The following is a 19,524-nucleotide window of genomic DNA, read 5'->3' as shown; positions in this document are numbered from 1 at the left end:
AATTAATTATAATTAATGGAAATAAAATATTTACTTTCTTAGAAGTGAAAAATGACCTTTTCTACTGATTCTATTTCCGTTTCTATCTGTTAATTCAATATTGAACCAATAATCATTAGAAGGTAATAACTTTCCATTATATAAACCGTCCCAACCTTGACCATCTATAGCTAATTCGGCAACAGGATTTCCATATCTATCAAAAATATGAAGGCTACTTTCAGGGTAAAAATTAGTGTTAGCTCCTCGAACAGTCCAAACATCATTAAATCCATCGTTATTTGGAGTGAAGTATTTAGGGAATTCTAAAACAGAGACTTCGAGTTCAACAACTCCACATCCGTTTTTATCTTTTACTAAAATAGTATAAACTCCTCCATTTAAATTTTCGAAAACTGGAGTATCTTGAAAATCTCTTACAATTCCATTAGCTTCATTTTGAAGAGCAAATTCATAATCACCTATTCCTAAATTGTTATTAATGTTGTTAATAGTAATAGAATTGTTCGAAGAATCATCTATGATGGTAACGTCATTTTCTGATAGAGTAGCGATTATAGATTCATTAACAATTATTATTTGAGTTCTTCTACAGTTTGTTGTTGTATTTATAGCAGTTACCTCATAAGTTCCTCCTTGCGTAATATTTAAGGTAGAGCTATTAGATGAAGTGTCTAATGTCCCATTTCTAGTCCATTCATATGTGTAATTCCCATCAGGCGTTTCTGCTTCGATGAAAGACGGATTATTCAAACATACAATTTGTGGACTTGTAACGTTAAATTCAGGTAAAGGAAGAACGTGAATGAAAAACTCACCAAGTCCAGTACAATCGTTATTGATTCTATTTATGATTTTAACATAAATAGATTGTTGAGTTGTTGCTGGTACATTTGCATTTCTATAGTTTGAAGGATCTGGGATTTGATTTATAACAGCATCTCTATCCTCAATAGTTTCAAAGAAAAGAACATCCAAATCGTTTCTAATTGTAGGATCAAAAAGTTCCTTTATATCATTGATGGCCGGACTAATATCAAATGTAGCAATTCCATCTCTATCATCATTATTAATAGTGTTATTTCCGTCAGCATCAAGAAAATCGTCACAAGTTGTAAATTCTTCGTTATATGCAACATCACCAGCGAAAGAAATTGTTAAATCAAGTCTTGAAATTCTATAACATCCTTCAGTAGAAATAGTTCTAACCCAAATAGAATCACCATCAGAAGCTATGTGATTTAAAGGGTTGGTAATTTCGTTTGAGTCAACGACTGCATCAGACTGTGTAGTGTAATACTTAAAGCTTTCATTTGTATGGTTTGCAGAAATTGAAAGCTCGGCTTGTGTCAGGTTGATGTTTGTTGAAAGATCGCTATCTGTGTCACATTGATTTATTTGAGCAGGATTATTGGCAATAACAGGTAAAGGGTGCACAATTAACCGGAAAGGTAAAAAAGTTCCTGAAGCGGGATCCGAGGCGGTAAAACAACTCGTGTTAGCGATATTTTCAACCCTTACATATATTAATTGTTCATTAATTGTAATATTTCTGTAAGGATTATTTTTATCTATTACATCTGTTGTTGAGTTGGTTTGAGCTCCGCTTAATGTTGTATGATAAGAAACATTATATTGAGCTGGATCTAAAGTTCCTAAAATTTCACTGTCTTTTATAGATAATAAGTAATCATTGAAAAAACCGTCAGTATCTCCACCATTAGCTGCATCATCACAAGCTTCATAATTTGTAGCTGTTTGTCCTACAGGATTATCAAAACTTAAAATCCTGAAAGATCCTTCTGTAAAACAATTAGTCGCACTAATGTTTCTTTTTCTGACGTAAATTGTTTCATTAACACTTGGACTGGAAAAGTTTGTAATAGAAGTGATTTGATTGAGATAAGTGGAATCTGAAAAAAATAACACTTCAAAAGAAGTAGGATCTTGACCATCTAATATTTCTGATGTTCTTGCCGTTAAATCGAAAACAGTACTTTCACAATTTGATAAATCTAGAATTGCAGGGATAGCAGTCGGTGCTTCTGAAAATTCTAAAATAATATCATCACTATCGGTACAACCTCCATCATCAATTTCACAAGTGTATGTTCCATTTCCTAAATTTGCAAGATATGATTGTTCTGTTTCTCCAATTATTTCTACCCCGTCTTTATACCATTTATAGGAATTAGCAACAACATTAGCAGTTAATAATTTCGAATCTCCACAAACTGAATTAGAACCTGCAACTGTTAAATCTTCCCCAATATTTAAACCTAAATTGAAACTCCCTTTCTCTAAAAAAACTGCTGTATCTACAATACGATCACTAAAATCAGCAACGACTAGTTTAATATGATAAGTTACATTTGGAGTAACTTCAGCTTCTGCGGTTAGTACTACAGTTCTTCCTTCGAAACCAGTTTCTGCAGCATCATTTCCTGCAAAAAAGCTCTCATTTGCCGCGGGACAACCAGGAGCATCCCCTACTGTAGGAATTTCGTTATGAACATTGGTTACACTTACTGGTGTCGCAGTCCCAGGTAATACAGCAAGGTTTGTATAACTTGCTGCACCAGTACGTTGAAGTAAAAAAGCGAAACTATCAGCAAAATTACAGGGGAAGTTTCCTTGATATTCTTGTGACGCCATTAGATATCTAAAACTAATTCTATTGGATTTTGGTATAAAGTCAAACTCTATAACAGCTGCATCGGAAATTTGTGATGGATCAACTCCTAAAGTAGCGGCTAAATCAATATCAGTTATTCCTGTTGTAGGAGTGCTTAAATTACCTGGAGATGCCCCTGCTTGTATTCTATTAGCAATTCCAGTAGTTAGAACTATTCCCTCCTCAAAAGGAAAAGAGCTTCCTGCTTGTCTCTTAAAAAAACCATAGTTTTTAGTCGTTTGGTCTGTTGGAGTTCCACTAACAACAGACGATACGTTTGAAACAGTATTACAGTTTCCTTCTATTAATACATCTGATATTAATTGTTCTGGATTAAAACCAGATTCGGTTTCTGTTACATTGTTTACTCGTACTTGAGCGTTTAATAGCCCAGCAAGAGAAAATAAAAAAAGAAATAAAAAGGTAGCCTTAATTTTGTTCATATCATTCTGTAAAATGGGTTGGCAATGTAATAAAAAAAACACCAATAAAGGTGTTGATTTAATGTATTAACAACTTATGATATAACAAATAAACAACGTAAAACCCTACCTGCTCATGGTGTTATTTTAGATAATATGACGTTTAAAATTATAAATCTCTTTTCTTAAGTAAATAATATGAAAGGTATATGAAAATAGCTGTCCAGATTAAAACAATAAAAATATCCGTAATTTGTACAGAGTAATCTTTTACAAAATTCTCACCAATCTGTTTTGCTACTGATTTTACAGCTCCTAAACGTGATAAAGGCTCTTTGATTAGGTTCGACATGGCTTCTAAGGGAAAGAATTGCATGGCTTCGTTGGCTTTAACTAGAGCTCCGTCTTTGAAATCTTTAAATATCCATAAGAAATATAGTTTTACAAGACCTTCAATTATTGACCAAACAATCATTCCTGCTACAGCAAAGGCCGATCTTTTTATTAAAATTCCTAAGAATAATCCGAAAGAGAAAAAACCAATTAGTTTAATAAAAAAAGCAAATAAGTATTCTAAATCCGAAAATATGATAGAAAATTCATTGAAATCGGAATAAATAAACCCTAAAATTAGTGAAACTAAAAACACAAATAAAACCGAAACTCCTGCAAATAAAATAACAGTATAAAATTTGGATAAAATGAATTCTTTTTTGCTCAATCCATCGATGAGGTTTTGTTTCAATGTTTTATAGCTGTACTCATTAGCCATCATGGAAACAATAACCAAGAGTAAAAAGAACTTAAACATTGCGGCTACATATGTGTTGAAATGCCAGATATATGGGAAATTAAAAATTCCTTGCTCAGCTAAGTGAAATTTAATAGGTCCAATATCAAACTTAATCGCAGCAATTAAAGCAATTGAAGTTAATAAACCGAAATATATTATGGAAAGAACTCTACTGGCTCTATTGTGTTTTAATTTGTGAAATTCAATATTTAAAAGACGTAGCATAGTTGTAATTTTTTTAGTTATTAGTTAAGTTCAAGAATTGCTCTTCTAAACTTGGTTTGCGCATAACTAAGTGTGAAACAATGATTCCTTTTTCAAATAAGTATCTATTTATTTCTGATGCAGTAGTTTCGTTTTCTAAATGCGCAATGATTAAATCATCCTCGACATTAACTGTCGCAATGTCATAATAATTCTTAAGAGTATTAACTAAAAGTTCTTGGTCGCCGTCGGTTTTAACTTCAATAATTCCGTTTGACGCAACCATATTTTCAACTCTACCACTATATAATTTTACACCATTTCTTATTACTACTACGTGGGAACATACTTTTTCAACTTCATCTAAAAGGTGAGAGGCTAATAAAATGGTTGTTCCGTTTTTAGCAATTTCTTTAATGATTTGTCTAATTTCATGAATACCTTGAGGATCTAATCCATTTGTAGGTTCGTCTAGAATTAAAATTTCAGGATTATTTAACAGAGCGGAAGCAATTGCTAGTCTTTGTTTCATCCCTAATGAATATGTTTTAAACTTACTGTTTCTTCTTTCATAAAGATTTACAGTTTTAAGTTTTTCATCAATATTTTCTAAAGGAACTCCTTTAATTTTACAGATGAGTTCAAGGTTTTGAACCGCTGTCATATATGGATAAAAGTTTGGGCGTTCAATAATTGCTCCAACTTTTCTCAATGCATGATGTGTTGAAATTGTTCCGCCAAACCATGAAAATTCGCCAGAGGTTTTATTAACTACGTTTAAGATTATTCCCAAAGTGGTTGATTTTCCACTTCCGTTAGGTCCTAAAATTCCATAAACATTTCCTTTTTCAATATCAAAAGACAAGTTTTTTACAGCGTGAACACGACCATATTTTTTGTCAAGGTTCTTAATAGATAAAATGGTATCCAATAGTATATAGTTTTATCAGTTTTCTATTCGACGAACAAGATACCAAATTGTTACTAAATTTTTTAAAAGTAAATTTTATAGTTGGGAAAGTTAGAGTTAATAATTATCTAAATCTAAGTTATCTAAGTCTTCAAAATCATTAAATAAATCATGGTTTTCATTATCAAATTCATTCATGATTTTATCAGATTCAAAAACTCTATCAGGAGCATCTTTTGGCATTTTCCCTACATTTAGAATTATTTTTGTATCAGACACTTCTTCCGCTGAAGAATCAATTAACTCAATATAAAAAGTCCACATTTGAAGAAAATCATAAACGTAAATTAATTTATCGTTTTGTCTTTCTAGGATGTCTTTTGTTACGCAGGAAGTCATCGATAGCTCTTCGCCAGCTTCAGCCATATTAAATAAAGGAATCTCTAAACCTTGATTCCATTCATCATCACTTTTGTAAAATGAAGCCATTTCACTACCGTCAAAACCAAATGCTTTCGCAATGTCAAAATGCAATTTTTCTAAAGATAAATTTTCATTAAATACAATTGTTCTGATCACATCTTCATCAACATCTAAAATAGCACGAATTTTATACATTTCTTAATTTTTAATAGACTACAAAAATACGTATTTTTACTCCTCATTTAAGTATTTGAACATTTTATTGGTAAATGAACAAAGAAGAAATTTTAAAACGACTTAACTCTTTTAATATTAACACATTAATGGAAACTCTAGAAATTGAGTTTGTTGATGTAGGTGAGGATTATGTTACGGCGAAAATGCCAGTAAATTCAAGGGTGCATCAACCTTATGGAATTTTACATGGAGGTGCAACAGCTGCTCTAGCTGAAACTGTTGGAAGTTTGGCTTCCGCTTATTTTTTAAAAGATAAGAATAAGATTGTAAAAGGAATTGATTTAAACATAAATCATTTGAAAAGTAAGAAAGAGGGTTTTGTGTTTGGTACGGCTAGACCTGTCCATAAAGGAAGGACAACTCATTTATGGGAAATTAAAATAGTTGATGAAGATGAAAATCTTATTTCTATTTGTAAGCTCACGAATATCATTTTAGATAAAAAATAGTTACTCGTGTTTAAAAAAATACTGAAAATTCTATTCATAACCATTATCATATTACTAGTCGGATTATATACAGTTTTTACTGTTTTTACAGCTCCTAAGTCAGACAAGAAAGTTTTAGAAGTTTACGATAGTAGTATTGTAAAACCTTTATTAACTATTGAAAAATATAAGGATTTTTCCTTTAGAAAAATTTCAATTCAAAAAGATCCAATATTGCCAACTTTGGTATTTGTTCATGGAACAATAGGTTCTTTAAATGATTTTTCAAAATATATGTCTGATAGTTTATTGCAAAGTAAATTTAATATGATAGCTTATGATAGAATCGGCTATAATTATAAAGATAAGAATTCAGTACAAGAGAGTATTGCTTTTGAGAGAGACATGTTGCTTGATATTATTAAACAATTAGATAAGGAAAAAGTTATTCTAGTTGGATATTCTTATGGAGGTCCAATTGTGTTGTCTGTTAAGGAAAAAATTAAGAAAATTCTATTGCTGGCGCCGGCTGTTCAAAGTGAAGTAGAGCCAATGCCTTGGATATTGAATTTTTACAAATGGAAAGCTACAAGATGGTTAGTTCCATCTGTTTGGAAACAGGCGTCAAAAGAAAAGCTATCTCATCGAGATGATTTAAAGAAATTTGAAAAAGAATGGCATCTCACAACAAATAGTATCGTGAGTATTCATGGTACAAGTGATTGGATTGTGCCATATCAAAATTCTATCATGTTAAAAGAACAATTCAACCCAGAGCAATTTACTTTGTTAGATTTGGAGAAAGGGAATCATGGTTTGGTTTGGTCAAATTTTGATTTTATAAAGGAACAACTGCTAAAATACGTGTATTGAAAATATTTGATAAAGTTAAAAACTCCCTAGTTAATAAGTTACCTTTTGTAGTTTATAAAACCCCTAATTCTAAGTTTTTACAGGGTTTTTTTCAGGGAAACGATTCATTAAATTTTGTAGAGGATTTTAGTGATTCCAAAGGATTTGTTTTCGCTCCTTTTAACAGAAATCAATCTTCAGTTTTATTTCCAGAGGAGGATTCATGTTTAGAAAAAGAAAGTATAGATGTTGATGTTGATTTTTCTGACAACGAAATTTTCATAAATGATTCACAACGTGATTTTCATATTCAGTTAGTAGAAAAAGGAGTTGATGCAATTGAAAGAAATGTGTTCCGCAAGGTTGTCCTATCAAGAAAAGAGAAAGTTGTATTAAGTTCAGACTTGAATCAATTGGAAGTATTTTCAAGGTTGTTGATGAAATACCCTTCGGCTTTTGTGTATTTCTGGTATCATCCAAAAGTAGGTAAATGGATGGGAGCGACACCGGAAACATTACTTTCTGTAGAAGGAAAGCTTTTCAAAACAATGTCATTAGCGGGAACGCAAGTTTATCAGAAAGAGTTAGCGCCAAATTGGAGTTCAAAGGAAATTGAAGAGCAGTATATTGTAACAGATTATATAAAAGGAAAGTTACAACCTATTTGCGGAGAACTTTCGGTAGGAGAATTAGAAACTGTTAGAATTGGTAACTTATTGCATTTAAGGACTCTAATTACGGGTAAGATAGATGGTGATATTGGACGATTGATTAAAGAGCTGCATCCAACCCCTGCAGTCTGTGGTTTACCAAAAAAAATCACGAAAAAGTTTATAATAAATGAAGAAGGTTATGATCGGGAATTTTACACTGGATTTCTGGGAGAACTAAACAGGGAGAAACATGGTAAGACTATTTCAAAACTATTTGTGAATCTAAGATGTATGAAGATTAATTCGGAAAGAGATATAAATATTTATGTTGGAGGAGGAATTACATTAGATAGTGAACCGATGAAAGAATGGTTAGAGACGGTTGCTAAATCTGGAGCAATGAAAAGTGTTTTATGAAAAAGAAAAACCACTAAAAAGTTTCTTAGCGACTTATATAGTGGCTTTTGCTTTGTGTAAATTGAATTTGAATTAAAATTTTATATGTCGTCAAACGAAACATCAGTGAAGCTTTCTGTAGTTTGCTCAACATAACTATTTTCATCTTGTTTTTTAAAGTCTTTTTGGTGGCGCTCACTAATAACTTCACTCCCTTTATTTTCTATAATAAAATCAGTAGCTTTATTTAGCATTTCTTTAAAATCACTGAAGTCTTCTTTATAAAGGTAAATTTTATGTTTTTGATAGTGGAAAGATCCATCGTCGTGAGTAAATTTTTTACTTTCCGTAACTGTTAAGTAGTAGTCGTCTGCTTTAGTAGCTCTTACGTCAAAAAAATATGTTCTTCTTCCAGCTCTTAGTACTTGTGAAAAGATTTCTTCTTGTTCTACTCTCTCGCTCATAATTCGAAGTCTTAAAATCGTAGTTATTTTCGTTTTTTATGTAAACAAATCTAACAAAATATTTTACTTGAACATACAATTCTCTAAATTTCTTTTTCTAAAAGTTGCTGGTCGTACATGTTTTTATAGGTTCCTTCTTTTGTTATTAGTTGATTGTGAGTTCCTTGTTCGATTATTTTTCCGTCTTCTAAAATGATGATCTTGTCTGCGTTTTTAACAGATGATACTCTGTGGCTTATTATGAAGGTTGTTTTATTTTTAGACACTTTTTCTAAGTTTGTTAATATTTTCTCTTCTGTTTCAGTGTCTACAGCTGATAAACAATCGTCGAATATTAAAATCTTTGGATCTTTAATAATGGCACGTGCAATGGAGGTTCTTTGTTTTTGTCCTCCAGATAAAGTAACACCTCTTTCCCCAAGAACTGTTTTATACCCATCATTAAAACTAATGATATTATCGTGAATTACAGCATTTTTAGCTGCTGTAATAATCTCATCTTCGGTGGCGTCATCTTTTCCAAATTTAATGTTGTTTTCAATTGTATCTGAAAATAAAAAAGGATCTTGTGGAACGAATCCAATTTGATCACGAATATCATCAAGATTTAGTTCTTTTATCGGTTTATCATCAATGAGTACTGTACCTTCTGTGGCGTCATACATTCGAGCAACCAGATTCACTATTGTCGATTTTCCACTTCCTGTTTTTCCCATAATAGCAAGCGTTTCGCCCTGATTTAAAGAGAAGCTAACATTCTTTAAAGCTGTAATATTAGTGTCGTCATAAGTTATTGAAACATTATTAAAGCTTACTTTACCTAGAATGTTAGTGCTTTCTTCTGAATTATTCTGAATTTCTGGAACTTGTTCTAGAAATTCATTAATTCTTGTTTGCGAAGCTTCAGCTTGTTGGATTATAGAGGTAACCCAACCAACGATTGCAACTGGCCAGGTAAGAATATTTACGTATAAAATAAATTCAGCAATAATTCCAATTTTAATATCGCCGGCGATATATTGTTTTCCTCCTATATATAAAACCAAAATATTACTGATTCCAATAAGTAAAATCATTAATGGAAAAAATAAAGCCTGTACTTTTGATAATTCAATGTTTTTCTGCTTGGCTTCATTTGCTAATTGATTAAAATTTGAAAATACGGAGCTCTCTATGGCATAAGATTTAACCACATTGATTCCTGAAAAGAATTCCTGATTAAATGTTGTTAATTTAGACAGGTATTGTTGAACTATCGTTGTTTTCTTGTTAATTTCCTTACTTAACCAAAATATTGAAATCGATAAAATGGGGAATGGTAATAAGGTATACAAGGTTAATTCATAATCTGTATTGAGCATTTTTGTGATACCGATGGCGAAGAGTACAATCATATTTAAAGAGTACATAATCGCTGGTCCAAAGTACATTCTAACTTTTGAAACGTCTTCTGATATGCGGTTCATTAAATCACCCGTTCTGTTTTTCTTGTAGAAGTTTACTGATAGATTCTGGTATTGCTTGTAAATTTCATTTTTTAAGTCGAATTCTATTAAGCGACTAACCACAATAATAGTTTGTCTCATCAAAAAAGTAAAAAAGCCTGCTAAAAGTGTTACTCCGATTATAATTAAAATATTTATCAACAATTCATTTTTTACAGCTTCTAAGTCAGTTTCCTTTCCTCTTACGTAATCTTCAACAATGTTTAATGAGTTTTTTATAATTTCAGGAATCTTAAGTGCGAGAAGTTTTGATAAAATTGTGATAATGATACCTATAAAGAGTCTCCACTTATATTTAATAAAGTATTTGTTAAGATATTGTAATGCTTTCAATTTTTTAATATTTGTATAGTAAATATGGTAATATGATAAAATCTGGACGAGGTGTTTAGGGAATTCTTAATTTCAGAAGTCAATATTGCTTGGTAATTATGAAATTCCTATTTTTGTTTCCTTAAAATTTGAAGAATCATAATTTTCTTCATTTAAAAACAAACACAATATGATGTCTGAAATTATTGATACTAAAGACCTTAAAAACGATCCTGTTTTTGGTCAACTATCTTTCGATGGTCACGAGCAAATCGTTTTTTGCAACGACGAAGATACAGGATTAAAAGCAATTATTGGTATTCACAATACAACTTTAGGACCTGCATTAGGAGGTACTAGAATGTGGCAGTACAAAACAGAGTGGGAGGCATTAAATGATGTTTTACGTTTGTCTCGTGGAATGACTTATAAATCAGCAATTACTGGATTAAACCTTGGAGGAGGTAAGGCCGTAATTATTGGTGACGCAAAGACACAGAAAAATGATGCGTTAATGAGAAAGTTTGGTGAATTTGTTAATTCACTAGGCGGAAAGTACATCACAGCAGAAGATGTGGGTATGGAAACTCGAGATATGGATATTATTAGAGAAGTTACTCCTCATGTAACTGGAGTTTCTGAGGCCATTGGAGGGTCAGGAAACCCTTCTCCTGTAACTGCATATGGAGTTTATATGGGAATGAAGGCTGCAGCAAAATATAAATTCGGATCTGATAACTTAGAAGGTAAAAAAGTTTTAGTTCAAGGAGTAGGTCATGTTGGTGAAACTTTAGTGAAACACATTACTGACGAAGGAGCTCAGGTTATTTTAAATGATATTAACGAAGCTCGTTTAGAAGAATTAAGTAAAAAGTATAATGCAAATGTTGTTTTAGGAAACGACATTTACGGATTAGACCTTGATATTTATGCTCCTTGTGCTTTAGGAGCGACCGTTAATGATGCAAGTATCGCTCAATTAAACGCATCTGTGATTGCGGGAGCTGCAAACAACCAGTTAGCTAATGAGTTAAAGCATGGTAAAATGTTAAGAGAAAAAGGAATAGCGTATGCTCCAGATTTCTTAATTAACGCAGGTGGAATTATTAATGTTTATGCTGAGGTTGAAGGTTATGATAAGGCTGAAAGTATCAAGCGAACTGAAAATATCTATAATACAACATTGGAGATTTTTGAGTTAGCAGATAAAGAGAATATCACAACTCATCAAGCTGCTTTCAATATTGCGCAAGGGAGAATTGATCAGCGTAAAAAAGAGCAAAATAGCTAGAACAAATCAATAAATATTATATTTTTGCGGGGCGGTAGAAACATTTCTATCGCCTTTTTTAAAGTTCCTCATTTAATGATAAATAGAAGACATATCCGTTTAAAGGTAATGCAGTCAGTGTATGCAATGCATCAATCAAATACTACAGACTTAGTTAAGGAAGAAAAGTTTTTGAAGTATAGCATCCAAAAAATGTACGACTTGTACGTCTTAAACCTCCAACTTTTGGTTGAAGTTCAAAAGTTAGCTTCAAAGAAAATTGAGCTTTCTAAAAAGAAAATTTTAGCTACAAAAGAAGATTTGAATCCCAACATCAAGTTTATTGACAATAGAGTATTAAATCAAATTAAAGATAGTGTTAGCTTAGAAGGTTATGTAGAGTTGAATAGACTGAAAAACTGGGATATCGAAGAAGAGTATGTTAAAATTGTTTGGGAAAATTTAAAGTCAAACAAAATCTACGAAGAGTATATGAACTCATCGGAAAATTCATATCACGAAGATAAAAACTTTGTGGTGAGCTTTTTCAAAGAAATTATTGCTCCTGAGGAAAAACTAGCAGACTATTTTGAAGATACTATGATATCTTGGGTGGATGATATTCCTTTTGTAAATACTTGGATTGTTAAAACTTTGAATAAACAACGGAAAGATAACCCTTTTGTATTAGGTCAATTGTATAAAGATGATGATGATAAAAGGTTTGTATCAGATTTATTCACCAAAGTGATGTTAAATCAACATAAATATGAAAATGACATCAAAGAGAAAACTCCAAATTGGGAAGCTGAAAGGATTGCAGATATAGATATGATTTTGATAAAAATGGCAATCACAGAGTTTTTACATTTCTCATCAATTCCAAGTAGAGTAACAATTAACGAATATATTGAGTTAGCAAAAGATTATTCTACGAACAAAAGTGGTTACTTTATTAATGGTGTATTAGATAAAATAGCCAAAGATTATACCGAGAATAACAAGATGGTTAAAATCGGTCGAGGTTTATTATAAAAAAATAAATATTTTTGTTAAAGTTAAAAACCAAATAATAATGAAAAAAATAATCGGAATTTTAGCGTTGGTAGTTTTTGTTAGTTCAATGGTTTCTTGTAAAAAAGGAAATGCAGCGGCTAAGGTGAAACAAGAAAACGTTACACAAGCGAATCAAAGAGATAAAGAAATTAGTCAGGGTGCACCAGAAATCAAATTTGATAGAGAAGTACACGATTTTGGAAATGTTGATGAAGGGTTTATTGTTGAAACTTCATTTCAAGTTACAAATACAGGAAAGTCTGATTTAGTTATTACCGATGCTAAGGCTACTTGTGGTTGTACAGTTCCTACTTGGCCAAAAGAGCCAATAGCGCCAGGAGCTTCTGCTGAAATTAAGGTTAAGTTTAATACTTCAGGTAAACCAAACAAGCAAAGTAAAACAGTAACATTAACAACAAATACGGTTAAAGGGCAGGAGCAAATTAAAATAACAGGAATGGTAACACCTAAAAGTCAAGTTTAATGTTACAAATGATTTTTTTACAAGCTGATAGTAACGGTTTAATGAGTATGTTGCCTTTCGTAGCAATGTTGGGTGTGTTGTATTTTTTTATGATAAGACCACAGATGACTCGTCAGAAAAAGGAGAAGCAATTTAGATCTGAAATTAAAAAAGGAGCTAAAGTTGTTACAACTAGTGGAATTCATGGAAGGGTTGCAGAGGTAAATGATAATAATAATACTGTAGTTATTGAAACAGGAGCGGGTAAAATTCGTTTTGAAAGAGCTGCTATTTCAATGGAACTAACACAAAAACAAATCGAAAAATAAATTTTTGACAAAAATAAATTGATAAAGTGAGCTTTTGCTCACTTTTTTCTTTTTGACTAGATTGCAATAAAAAATATTTTTGAATACATTAAAAAACATACCTAGAATCTTCTTGGGATTTTTACTTGCCTCATTTTTGATGTGGTTTTTAATTAATTTATCGAAAGAGTATAAAACAGAAGTAATATTTAATCTAGAATATGAAAATTTACCTCAGAACAAAGTTTTTCGAGAACCACCGGTAAATCAGTTAAAAATGCTGATTAAAGGAAATGGTTTTAAACTATTTACTACAAATATCTTCAGTAAAAAAGTAACATTGTCTTTACATAAATATAAAAGAAAAAACCTTAAATATTATCTTTTAGCCGAAGATCAAAAATCTGAATTGCAGTCTCAACTAAAATCAGGTTTAGAATTATTGGATGTTTTGGATGATACAATTCATTTGAATTTAGGAACATTTCGGAAAAAAAAGGTGCCAGTAACATTTACAAACAATATAAAATTTAAACCTGGGTACGGTTTGTCTAATGTGGAAATTACTCCTGATTCAGTTTTTATTTCAGGTCCCGATGATGAAATTAATACTATTAACATTATTCAAACAAAGAATTTTCAGTTGAAAGATGTAACTGAAGATGTAACTATTAAAATTCCGATTAGTCTTCCAGAAAATACAAAGAATATTAAATTGAGTGATACGGAAGTCGAAGCACGAGTAATTGTTGATAAATACACAGAGGGAACTTTTGAACTTCCAATAAATATTATCAATCTACCACCAGATGTAGATTTAAAAATTTATCCTAAAAAAGTAATGGTAACTTATAAGGTAGGCTTGAAAAATTATAGTAAAATAACGGAAGAATCATTTGAGGTGATTTGTGATTATAATGCTTCAGTAGATAAAAATTTAACTTATTTAGTGCCTTCTTTTAGAAAAAAGTCAAACTTGGTTTCTTCAGTTAGAATTACACCACAGAAAATAGATTATTTAATTCAAAAATAAAAGATAGAAAATGCTCGTAGGATTAACTGGTGGAATCGGAAGTGGAAAATCAACAGTGGCTAAAATGCTTGCAGAGTTTGATGATGTAGTCGTTTATTTTGCTGATGAAGAAGCAAAAAGCTTAATGAATACCTCACAGGAAATTAGAACTCAGTTAATAGCTGAGTTTACTGATGAGGTTTACAAAGATGGACTGCTAAATCGACCTTTTCTTGCAGGGATTGTATTTAGAAATGAGAAAAAATTAAAAAAGTTAAATACAATAGTACATCCAATTGTTCATAAGCATCTTCAAGACTTTATAAAAACACATGAAAATAAGGATTATATCTTGTATGAAAACGCTATTCTTTTCGAAAATGGTAGCAATAGATTTTGTGATAAAATTATCACGGTAACAGCTCCAGAAATGTTAAGAATTCAAAGAGTGATTGAGAGGGATAATTCCACTTTTGAAGAGGTGAAAAATCGTATTAATAATCAATGGTCAGAAGAAAAAAAAGTGCTCCAATCAAACTATGTAATTCATAATGTGGACCTTACTGTTGTTAAAGCAGTGCTAGGTAAAATTCATAATAAATTAACAAAAAGTTAGTCTTCAGTTATAGATATTTTAATATAAATCTTAAATTTTTCTTAAAAACATATTATCTTTGTTAATCTAAGTTAAAAGAATTTTACGCCTTAGCTTAATAAAGTACATTTGAATGATGGGAAGGAGAATTTTTATTCTGATTGTAGTTTTAATGAGTATTTCGTTGATCGGAATAATTGCTGTTCAGCTGTATTGGGTTAATGATGCTGTAAAGAGTAAACAATTGGAATTTGAAACGAATGTGACTATTGCTCTAGCCAAAACTTCTGAAAGAATAAAGGAAAGAGAGTACGAACAATTTAGAGAAAAACATAGGTCGTTCTTTGAAAATAATAAAGCCAGAACAAATGCTGAATTAAAAAATTATCTTTTTCAGCAAATTGATACGGTGAGTAAGCAAAAATTTACTTTCGGTGCTACAATTCTTGAGGAAAATTTTAAAATACCTGTTGATTTTGTTGAAAGTGACACAGTTATTTTCAAACGCTTTACAGGAAAAGAGGATTTTCTGTATACCAAAACTTTTGGTTCTCAGGATAGTAACTATGAAACTTACACTGATGAAAATAGATTTTCAAGATATATGACATATCCTAGTTTTGAGAAGAAACAATTTGAATATTTTTTCGGTCAGAGTAAGAAATTTACACCAATTCATAAGAGAATTAGTAGTAGAGAGTTAAATAATACTTTAAAAGATGAATTAGCTAAGAAGAATATTCGACAAAAGTTCAAATTTGGAGTATATGAAGGAGGTCTTGCAACACCTATTAAGTCGGGATATTTCAAAATTAATGAGGAAGATAATTATTTTTATCCCTTATTTGAAGATGATAATGGAAATAGTAAATATAAACTATACGTTTCATTTCCTGACGAGAAACAGAGTCTTTTATCAGGAATGATTAAAGCCTTATTGTTGTCATTATTGTTTATTGGAATAATTATTGCTGCGTTTTCAACATCGTTGTATCAGTTAATTCGTCAGAAGAAAATATCTGAAATTAAAACTGATTTTATCAATAATATGACGCATGAATTTAAAACTCCAATTGCAACGATAAATTTAGCACTTGACGCGATCAAGAATCCGAAAATCATTGGCGATGAGGAAAAGGTTAAACGATATGTTCAGATGATTAGAGATGAGAACAAACGTATGCATGGTCAGGTTGAAAATGTTCTGAGGATATCAAAATTAGAAAAAAATCAGATTGATATCAGTAAGGAAGCTGTAGAAGCTAACGAGATAATAGAGGAGGCTATTGATCATGTTAGTTTGTTGGTTTCGGATAAACAAGGTACAATTGATGTCGAGTTTAATGCTATATCATCCGAAGTTTTAGGAAATAAATTTCATTTAACAAACGTAATTGTTAATATATTAGAAAACGCTATTAAGTATTCTGATGAAGCTCCTAAAATAAATGTGTATACAGAGAATACAAACAAATTCTTCATTTTTAAAGTGAAAGATGAAGGGATAGGAATGAGTAAAAATGCTCAAAAATATGTTTTCGATAAGTTTTATCGTGAGCATAAAGGAAACATTCACAATGTTAAAGGTCATGGACTTGGTCTTGCATACGTGAAGGAAATTGTAGACAACCACCACGGAACCGTTTACGTGGAAAGCGAAAAAGGGAAAGGAAGTACGTTTACAGTAAAATTACCATTAATATAAATTTGAAGGGTACATAAAATGGGAACTAGAAAAATTCTATTAGTTGAAGACGATCCAAACTTTGGAACAGTCTTAAAAGACTATCTAGCGTTAAACGATTACAACGTTACACACGCAAAAGATGGTATTGAAGGATTAATTATGTTTAAAAATTCAGAGTATGATCTTTGTATTTTAGATGTAATGATGCCTCGAAAAGATGGTTTTTCTTTAGCGGAAGACATTAGGTCGACCAACAAAGAAGTACCAATTATATTTTTAACTGCAAAAACATTAAAAGAAGATGTTTTAAAAGGTTACCAAGTAGGAGCAGACGACTACTTAAACAAACCTTTTGATTCTGAAGTGTTATTGCATAAAATCAAAGCAATTCTTCAGCGTAAAGAAACTGAAAAATCAAAAGATGATGATCAGTTTGAATTTACAATTGGAAAATTTGCATTTAACTCTAAATTAAGACACCTTTCATTTAATGGAGATGATCCCCAAAAGCTATCTCCTAAAGAAAGTAAGTTGTTAAGAATGTTAGCAATTCACAAAAATGATTTAATGCCAAGAGAATTAGCATTAACTAAAATTTGGAGAGACGATAATTATTTTACGTCAAGAAGTATGGACGTTTATATCGCCAAGCTAAGAAAGTATTTAAAGTTAGACGAACAAGTTGAAATTTTAAACATTCACGGAGAAGGCTTCAGACTTATAGAGAACGAAGCATAACTTCCAGAAAATATTACTAAAACTTCCAACATTTTTGTTGGAAGTTTTTTATTTTTAAAATGTATAAAACAGGAAATGGCAAGGTTTATTAAGATTTATGATGAGAATCCTAACCTTATAGAAATAGATAAGGTTGTAAAAGTTTTACAGTCAGGAGGGTTAGTTATTTATCCAACAGATACTGTTTATGGATTAGGATGTGATATTACAAACACAAAAGCACTTGAGAAGGTTGCAAAAATTAAAGGAGTTAAGCTTGAAAAAGCAAATTTCTCATTTGTTTGTAACGATTTGAGTCATCTTTCAGATTATGTAAAACAAATCGCTACTCCTGTATACAAAATTTTAAGAAGAGCATTGCCTGGACCATATACTTTTATATTGCCAGGAAGTACAAACCTTCCGAAAGCTTTTAAAAAAAGAAAAACTGTAGGTATTCGAATTCCTGATAATAATATTGCAAGAACAATAGTTGAACAGTTGGGAAATCCTATCGTGTCTACTTCAATTCACGATGAAGATGAAGTAATTGAGTATACAACTGATCCAGAGTTGATTTTTGAAAAATGGCAGCATCTTGTAGATATTGTGATTGATGGAGGTTATGGAGATAATCAAGCCTCAACAGTTATCGATTTAACAGATGATATACCAGAGGTTATTAGAGAAGGAAAAGGTAGTTTAGATGTTATTTAGATTGTTATTAAAATTTCCAAATGATAGTGGTCCTATTTACCAAGAAACTATTGAAGGTAGATTTCCAGTTGAACCATTTAATACTTTTAGTAATCTGATTTTTATAATCATGCTCATTTATTTTGGGAGAAAAATTTATAAAAATCCGAAACAGCATCCTTTTTTCTTATTTGCAATACCAGTAATTTTTATCAGTTGGATAGGTGGAACAATGTTTCATGGCACTAGGAGTCATGAATTTTGGTTGGTTTTAGATTGGTTACCAATAATGATAGTTTGCTTTGCAGGAATTGTTTATTTCATAGGTAAGATAGAGAAGGTTTGGTGGAAAAGAATCTTATTGGTTTTTGCAATTTTAGGACTTTCAATTGTACCTAGAATGTTGCCAATCCCAAATACATATCGAATTTCTTTTGGTTATTGTATTACCGCTTTAACAGTAGTTGGTCCGTTTATTTGGTATGCCTACAAAACACATTGGAAAAATGTCAAATTCATTTTGTATGGATTCTTAATTTTTGCTTTGGCTGTCACTTTTAGGACCTTAGATAATTTGGTTGTAAAAGGAAGTTTAGATCCTGTTTTACCAATGGGAACGCATTGGTTGTGGCATACTTTCGGCGGAGTTGCGGTATTCTTTTTGCTTAATTATATCTACAAAGATAGAGAGCTTATTATTAATGAACAGTAAACCTAGAATATCAAGATTAACCGCAATTCTTACGTATTTACAATCAAAAAAAATAGTAACAGCTACAGAATTAGCAACCAAATATAAAGTTAGTGTAAGAACAATTTACAGAGATATTCGAACTTTAGAGGCATCAGGAATTCCTGTTTTTACAGAAGAAGGAAAAGGATATTCTTTAATGGAAGGTTATCATTTACCTCCTGTTATGTTTTCTGAAGAGGAGGCAAATGCCTTAATTACGGCGGAACATCTTATTAAAAAGAATAAAGATAAATCCTTAGTAGATAATTATCAAAATGCAATTACGAAACTGAAATCTGTTTTTAAGTCATCTCAAAAAGAGAAAGCAGATTTATTATCTGATAGAATCGCATTTAGATATAATCCCAAAAATGAGATTACAAGCTCTAATTTAGCTAAAATTCAATCTGCTATTACAAATTATCAGTTAACTGAGATACATTACAATTCCATTGAAGGAAATTTTACTAAAAGAATAATAGAACCATTTGCCTTATATAGTACTAATGAAAATTGGTTATTGGTTGCTTTGTGTAGATTAAGAAAAGAGTTCCGTGTATTTCGATTAGATCATATAGAGCAAATTGTATTACTATTTGAACAGTTTTCTCCGCATGAAATGACCTTACAAGATTATTTCGAAAGATATATTTTAAATGTAAAAACTACCCCTGACAAACCTATGGCATAGAGCTCTTATAAATTTGTGTTAAA

General features: G+C 31.1%; 20 protein-coding genes. 14 read left to right on the top strand and 6 right to left on the bottom strand.

The window, feature by feature from the left end; translation table 11 throughout:
- Positions 1-30: 30 nt before the first annotated feature.
- From BTO06_RS10785 to BTO06_RS10770, 4 genes are all read right to left on the bottom strand, one after another.
- Positions 31-3,117 carry a choice-of-anchor L domain-containing protein gene (locus tag BTO06_RS10785; RefSeq protein ID WP_100925317.1) on the bottom strand — a complete coding sequence of 1,029 codons (3,087 nt, stop codon included), beginning with the start codon at positions 3,115-3,117 and terminating at the stop codon, positions 31-33.
- Positions 3,118-3,265: 148 nt separating this feature from the next.
- Positions 3,266-4,114, bottom strand: a complete 849-nt coding sequence (locus BTO06_RS10780) for an ABC transporter permease (protein WP_100925316.1) — start codon at positions 4,112-4,114, stop codon at positions 3,266-3,268.
- Between the two features lie 13 nt (positions 4,115-4,127).
- Positions 4,128-5,024 carry an ABC transporter ATP-binding protein gene (locus BTO06_RS10775; RefSeq protein WP_100925315.1) on the bottom strand — a complete coding sequence of 299 codons (897 nt, stop codon included), beginning with the start codon at positions 5,022-5,024 and terminating at the stop codon, positions 4,128-4,130.
- Between the two features lie 96 nt (positions 5,025-5,120).
- On the bottom strand, positions 5,121-5,621 hold the full coding sequence (locus BTO06_RS10770) for an IS1096 element passenger TnpR family protein (protein WP_100925314.1): 501 nt from the start codon (positions 5,619-5,621) through the stop codon (positions 5,121-5,123).
- Positions 5,622-5,695: 74 nt separating this feature from the next.
- On the opposite strand from BTO06_RS10770, the gene BTO06_RS10765 reads away from it, so the two are divergent.
- Genes BTO06_RS10765 through BTO06_RS10755 form a run of 3 tightly spaced genes read left to right on the top strand, consistent with a single transcriptional unit; the run spans position 5,696 to position 8,013 of the window.
- Positions 5,696-6,112, top strand: coding sequence for a PaaI family thioesterase (locus BTO06_RS10765; RefSeq protein ID WP_100925313.1), 417 nt, complete (start codon positions 5,696-5,698; stop codon positions 6,110-6,112).
- Positions 6,113-6,118: 6 nt separating this feature from the next.
- The gene (locus BTO06_RS10760; protein ID WP_100925312.1) at positions 6,119-6,964 is read left to right on the top strand and encodes an alpha/beta fold hydrolase; all 846 of its coding nucleotides are present in this window, start codon (positions 6,119-6,121) and stop codon (positions 6,962-6,964) included.
- Complete coding sequence (locus BTO06_RS10755) at positions 6,961-8,013, top strand: chorismate-binding protein (protein WP_100925311.1); 1,053 nt, start codon at positions 6,961-6,963, stop codon at positions 8,011-8,013. Before BTO06_RS10760 ends, BTO06_RS10755 begins: the two co-directional genes overlap by 4 nt.
- 80 nt (positions 8,014-8,093) lie before the next feature.
- On the opposite strand, the gene BTO06_RS10750 is transcribed toward BTO06_RS10755, so the two are convergent.
- Together BTO06_RS10750 and BTO06_RS10745 are read right to left on the bottom strand one after the other, a co-directional pair.
- Entirely contained in the window at positions 8,094-8,456 is a 363-nt protein-coding gene (locus BTO06_RS10750) for a PUR family DNA/RNA-binding protein (RefSeq protein WP_100925310.1), read from the bottom strand.
- 83 nt (positions 8,457-8,539) lie between these two features.
- Positions 8,540-10,294: an ABC transporter ATP-binding protein gene (locus BTO06_RS10745; RefSeq protein ID WP_100925309.1), complete on the bottom strand. Its 1,755-nt coding sequence runs from the start codon at positions 10,292-10,294 to the stop codon at positions 8,540-8,542.
- A gap of 169 nt (positions 10,295-10,463) precedes the next feature.
- On the opposite strand from BTO06_RS10745, the gene BTO06_RS10740 reads away from it, so the two are divergent.
- From BTO06_RS10740 to BTO06_RS10690, 11 genes are all read left to right on the top strand, one after another.
- Positions 10,464-11,564: a Glu/Leu/Phe/Val family dehydrogenase gene (locus BTO06_RS10740; protein ID WP_100925308.1), complete on the top strand. Its 1,101-nt coding sequence runs from the start codon at positions 10,464-10,466 to the stop codon at positions 11,562-11,564.
- Positions 11,565-11,639: 75 nt separating this feature from the next.
- The gene (gene nusB / locus BTO06_RS10735) at positions 11,640-12,578 is read left to right on the top strand and encodes a transcription antitermination factor NusB (RefSeq protein ID WP_100925307.1); all 939 of its coding nucleotides are present in this window, start codon (positions 11,640-11,642) and stop codon (positions 12,576-12,578) included.
- A 40-nt stretch (positions 12,579-12,618) separates the two neighbouring features.
- Complete coding sequence (locus BTO06_RS10730; RefSeq protein WP_100925306.1) at positions 12,619-13,083, top strand: DUF1573 domain-containing protein; 465 nt, start codon at positions 12,619-12,621, stop codon at positions 13,081-13,083.
- Entirely contained in the window at positions 13,083-13,391 is a 309-nt protein-coding gene (gene yajC / locus BTO06_RS10725; protein WP_100925305.1) for a preprotein translocase subunit YajC, read from the top strand. Before BTO06_RS10730 ends, yajC begins: the two co-directional genes overlap by 1 nt.
- 79 nt (positions 13,392-13,470) lie before the next feature.
- Complete coding sequence (locus tag BTO06_RS10720) at positions 13,471-14,403, top strand: CdaR family protein (protein ID WP_157811813.1); 933 nt, start codon at positions 13,471-13,473, stop codon at positions 14,401-14,403.
- 10 nt (positions 14,404-14,413) lie between these two features.
- Positions 14,414-14,998: a dephospho-CoA kinase gene (gene coaE, locus BTO06_RS10715; RefSeq protein ID WP_100925303.1), complete on the top strand. Its 585-nt coding sequence runs from the start codon at positions 14,414-14,416 to the stop codon at positions 14,996-14,998.
- Positions 14,999-15,110: 112 nt separating this feature from the next.
- Complete coding sequence (locus BTO06_RS10710; protein ID WP_335755672.1) at positions 15,111-16,682, top strand: sensor histidine kinase; 1,572 nt, start codon at positions 15,111-15,113, stop codon at positions 16,680-16,682.
- 18 nt (positions 16,683-16,700) lie between these two features.
- Positions 16,701-17,402, top strand: coding sequence for a response regulator transcription factor (locus tag BTO06_RS10705; RefSeq protein WP_100925301.1), 702 nt, complete (start codon positions 16,701-16,703; stop codon positions 17,400-17,402).
- Between the two features lie 75 nt (positions 17,403-17,477).
- Positions 17,478-18,098: an L-threonylcarbamoyladenylate synthase gene (locus BTO06_RS10700; protein WP_100925300.1), complete on the top strand. Its 621-nt coding sequence runs from the start codon at positions 17,478-17,480 to the stop codon at positions 18,096-18,098.
- Positions 18,088-18,789, top strand: a complete 702-nt coding sequence (locus BTO06_RS10695) for a ceramidase domain-containing protein (RefSeq protein WP_100925299.1) — start codon at positions 18,088-18,090, stop codon at positions 18,787-18,789. The genes BTO06_RS10700 and BTO06_RS10695 overlap by 11 nt, the downstream gene beginning before the upstream one ends.
- The gene (locus tag BTO06_RS10690; protein WP_100925298.1) at positions 18,779-19,501 is read left to right on the top strand and encodes a helix-turn-helix transcriptional regulator; all 723 of its coding nucleotides are present in this window, start codon (positions 18,779-18,781) and stop codon (positions 19,499-19,501) included. Before BTO06_RS10695 ends, BTO06_RS10690 begins: the two co-directional genes overlap by 11 nt.
- The last annotated feature ends 23 nt before the right edge of the window (positions 19,502-19,524 follow it).

The organism is Tenacibaculum sp. SZ-18 (assembly GCF_002813915.1).
Lineage (GTDB): Bacteria > Bacteroidota > Bacteroidia > Flavobacteriales > Flavobacteriaceae > Polaribacter.
This window is presented reverse-complemented; position numbering and strand designations above follow the sequence as displayed.

Excerpts from the sequence above, each read along its gene's own strand:
- BTO06_RS10785 (WP_100925317.1), bottom strand. The coding sequence starts at position 3,117 with ATGAACAAAATTAAGGCTACCTTTTTATTTCTTTTTTTATTTTCTCTT.
- BTO06_RS10780 (WP_100925316.1), bottom strand. The coding sequence starts at position 4,114 with ATGCTACGTCTTTTAAATATTGAATTTCACAAATTAAAACACAATAGA.
- BTO06_RS10770 (WP_100925314.1), bottom strand. The coding sequence starts at position 5,621 with ATGTATAAAATTCGTGCTATTTTAGATGTTGATGAAGATGTGATCAGA.
- BTO06_RS10765 (WP_100925313.1), top strand. The coding sequence starts at position 5,696 with ATGAACAAAGAAGAAATTTTAAAACGACTTAACTCTTTTAATATTAAC.
- BTO06_RS10750 (WP_100925310.1), bottom strand. The coding sequence starts at position 8,456 with ATGAGCGAGAGAGTAGAACAAGAAGAAATCTTTTCACAAGTACTAAGA.
- BTO06_RS10740 (WP_100925308.1), top strand. The coding sequence starts at position 10,464 with ATGATGTCTGAAATTATTGATACTAAAGACCTTAAAAACGATCCTGTT.
- nusB (WP_100925307.1), top strand. The coding sequence starts at position 11,640 with ATGATAAATAGAAGACATATCCGTTTAAAGGTAATGCAGTCAGTGTAT.
- BTO06_RS10730 (WP_100925306.1), top strand. The coding sequence starts at position 12,619 with ATGAAAAAAATAATCGGAATTTTAGCGTTGGTAGTTTTTGTTAGTTCA.
- yajC (WP_100925305.1), top strand. The coding sequence starts at position 13,083 with ATGTTACAAATGATTTTTTTACAAGCTGATAGTAACGGTTTAATGAGT.
- coaE (WP_100925303.1), top strand. The coding sequence starts at position 14,414 with ATGCTCGTAGGATTAACTGGTGGAATCGGAAGTGGAAAATCAACAGTG.
- BTO06_RS10710 (WP_335755672.1), top strand. The coding sequence starts at position 15,111 with ATGATGGGAAGGAGAATTTTTATTCTGATTGTAGTTTTAATGAGTATT.
- BTO06_RS10705 (WP_100925301.1), top strand. The coding sequence starts at position 16,701 with ATGGGAACTAGAAAAATTCTATTAGTTGAAGACGATCCAAACTTTGGA.
- BTO06_RS10700 (WP_100925300.1), top strand. The coding sequence starts at position 17,478 with ATGGCAAGGTTTATTAAGATTTATGATGAGAATCCTAACCTTATAGAA.
- BTO06_RS10695 (WP_100925299.1), top strand. The coding sequence starts at position 18,088 with ATGTTATTTAGATTGTTATTAAAATTTCCAAATGATAGTGGTCCTATT.
- BTO06_RS10690 (WP_100925298.1), top strand. The coding sequence starts at position 18,779 with ATGAACAGTAAACCTAGAATATCAAGATTAACCGCAATTCTTACGTAT.